Origin of the sequence: Saccharomonospora iraqiensis subsp. paurometabolica YIM 90007, assembly GCF_000231035.2 — a bacterium.
Classification (GTDB): domain Bacteria; phylum Actinomycetota; class Actinomycetes; order Mycobacteriales; family Pseudonocardiaceae; genus Saccharomonospora; species Saccharomonospora paurometabolica.
Map to the genome: position 1 here is coordinate 1,143 of NZ_KI912219.1, position 2,768 is coordinate 3,910.

Sequence of the window (2,768 nt, forward strand, 5' to 3'; positions counted from 1 at the left end):
CGCGCCGTCACCTGCCGCGCCGTCACCTGCCGCGCCGTCACCTGCCACGCCGTCACCTGCCACGCCGTCACCTGTCGTGCCGTCGCTCATCGCCGCCTCCTCCGTGTGCTTCCGTGCGCCCCGTTCAGCGCTCTGGCGTCGCGAAGGCGGCGTCGAAGGCCGCCTCCGGCTTGTCGAACAGCAGGCCGCGGAGGTGGGTGACGGCCTCGGCCGCACCCCGCAACCGGTCCATGCCCGCGTCCTCCCACTCCACCGAGATCGGCCCGGTGTAGCCGATGGCGTTCAGCGCGCGGAAGGCGCTCTCCCAGTCCACGTCGCCGTGTCCGGTGGAGACGAAATCCCAGCCGCGGCGGGGATCGGCCCAGGGAAGGTGCGAGCCGAGCCTGCCGTTGCGACCGTCGAACCGGGTCTTGGTGTCCTTGCAGTCGACGTGGTAGATGCGATCGGCGAAGTCCAGGATGAACCCGACCGGGTCGAGGTCCTGCCACACGAAGTGCGACGGGTCCCAGTTGAGGCCGAAGGCCGGGCGGTGGTCGACGGCCGCCAGGGCCCGCGTCGTCGTCCAGTAGTCGTAGGCGATCTCGCTCGGGTGCACCTCGTGGGCGAACCGCACGCCCACCTCGTCGAAGACGTCCAGGATCGGGTTCCACCGGCGGGCGAAGTCGGCGTAGCCGTCGTCGATCAGCTCCGGTGGCACCGGGGGGAACATCGCGACGTACTTCCAGATCTTCGAGCCGGTGAACCCGACGACCGTGTCCACCCCCAGCCGCGCCGCGGCCCGTGCGGTGTCGGCCAGTTCCGCCGCCGCCCGCTGCCGCACCCCCTCCGGGTCACCGTCCCCCCAGATGCGGGCGGGCAGGATGTTCTCGTGGCGGACGTCGATCGGGTCGTCACAGACGGCCTGCCCGACGAGGTGGTTGGAGATCGTCCACACGTTCAGCCCGTACGAGTCGAGCAGCTTGCGCCGGTTGTCCACGTAGTCCGGCTCGGACAGGGCACGGTCGACCTCGAAGTGGTCGCCCGAACAGGCGATCTCCAGCCCGTCGTACCCCCAGTCCGCGGCGTAGCGGCAGACCTGTTCGAACGGCAGGTCGGCCCACTGGCCGGTGAACAAGGTGACCGGTCGGCTCATCGTCGAGCCTCCTCTCGGATTCCCTGCAGGTGCAACAGCAGATCGGCGACGTCGGTGGCCGCCAGCCGGCCCGTCGCCTCCACGGCGGACGGGACGGCCGGATCGGAGCAGAGCAGGACCGGACCGCCCGCGGCGGAGTCCGGCAGCCTGCCGTGCGACCCGCGCACCCACCGGGGGTCGGTGGGCACGACGTTCATGGCGTAGCGCAGCCCGAGCTTCTTGCGGACCAGGTTCCACCCCGCCCTGGCCTTCACCAGCGCGTCCTCCGGGTCGAAGAACAGCTCGGCCGGGTCGAAACCCGGTTTGCGGTGGATCTCCACGCCCCGGGCGAAGTCGGGGCGGCGGTCCTCGTCGAGCCAGTAGTAGTAGGTGAACCACGCCCCCGGCTCGGCCACCGCGACCAGCTCGCCCGAGCGCTCGTGGTCGAGCCCGTACCGGGCCTGGGCGGCGCGGTCGAGCACCTCGTCCACCCCCGGCAGGCTCTCCAGCACCCGCCGCACCCGGGGCAGGTCCGCCCCGTCGGCGACGTAGACGTGGGCCACCTGGTGGTCGGCCACGGCGAACGCCCGCGAGGTCCACGGGTCGAGGTACTCCATCCCGGCCTGGGTGTAGACCTCCAGCAACCCCTCGCGCCGGAGCACCCGGTTGACGTCGACGGGGGTGTCGGCCGGGGTGATGCCGTACTCGGACAGCGCCACCACCGTGCGCCCGCGCCCGCGTGCCTCGTCGAGCAGCGGGGCGAGTTCGGCGTCCACCGCGCGGGCCGCGCGCACCGCCTCGGGCGAGTGCGGCCCGTACCGCTGGAGGTCGTAGTCCAGGTGCGGGACGTAGGCCAGCAGCAGGTCCGGGTCCTCGGTGCGCAGCAGCCGCCGCGTCGCGGCCACGATCCACCGCGACGAGGTGAGGGACGCGGTCGGCCCCCAGTAGTGGAACAGCGGGAACTCGCCCAGCTCGGCGGTGAGCTCGTCGTGCAGGGACGGGGGGCGCACGTAGCAGTCCGGCGACTTGCGTCCGTCGGCGTGGTAGATCGGGCGCGGCGTCACGGTGACGTCGGTGCTCGCCCCCATCGCGTACCACCAGCAGACGTTCGCGGCGGTGTAGCCGGGGTGCGCGGCCCGTGCCGTCTCCCACACCTTCGGGCCCTGCACCAGCCGGTTGTGCTGGCGCCACAGGTACACCTCGCCGAGGTCGCGGAAGTACCAGCCGTTGGCCACCGCGCCGTGCTCGGCGGGCATGGTCCCGGTGAGCAGCGTCGACTGGACGCTGCACGTCACCGCGGGCAGCACGGTGCCGAGCTCGGCCTGCCACCCCTGTTCCGCCAGCGCGGACAGGTTCGGCATGTGCCGCAGCAGGTCGGGGGTCATCCCGACCACGTCGAGCACCAGGAGTTTGCGCACGCCACCACCTCCGTCGTCGGTTCCGGTCCTCACCCCCACGCCGCCACCTCCGAACGCGCCCAGCGCAGCTCGTCGGCGATCCCGGCGGTGAGGTCCTGCCGGTGCCCGTCCGGCAGGACACCCCAGGTGTAGGTCTCCACCTCGACGTGCGGGGCGGAGCCGTCTCCCGCGTACGCGCGCACCGCCGCCAGGGCGTCGGCGAGCACGTCGGTCGTCGCGGCCAGCGGCGGTGCGGGCCG

Annotated in this window: 2 protein-coding genes and 1 pseudogene; all 3 read right to left on the reverse strand. The window is 72.6% G+C overall.

All coding sequences use genetic code 11. The features are described from left to right. Positions 1-124: 124 nt before the first annotated feature. Entirely contained in the window at positions 125-1,132 is a 1,008-nt protein-coding gene (locus SACPADRAFT_RS0208375; protein WP_007027163.1) for a sugar phosphate isomerase/epimerase family protein, read from the reverse strand. Then, positions 1,129-2,529 carry an alkaline phosphatase family protein gene (locus tag SACPADRAFT_RS0208380; protein WP_028662323.1) on the reverse strand — a complete coding sequence of 467 codons (1,401 nt, stop codon included), beginning with the start codon at positions 2,527-2,529 and terminating at the stop codon, positions 1,129-1,131. The genes SACPADRAFT_RS0208375 and SACPADRAFT_RS0208380 overlap by 4 nt, the downstream gene beginning before the upstream one ends. A 29-nt stretch (positions 2,530-2,558) precedes the next feature. Next, a pseudogene (locus SACPADRAFT_RS32475) lies at positions 2,559-2,768 on the reverse strand (metabolite traffic protein EboE); the annotation flags it as partial.

Excerpts from the sequence above, each read along its gene's own strand:
- SACPADRAFT_RS0208375 (WP_007027163.1), bottom strand. The coding sequence starts at position 1,132 with ATGAGCCGACCGGTCACCTTGTTCACCGGCCAGTGGGCCGACCTGCCG.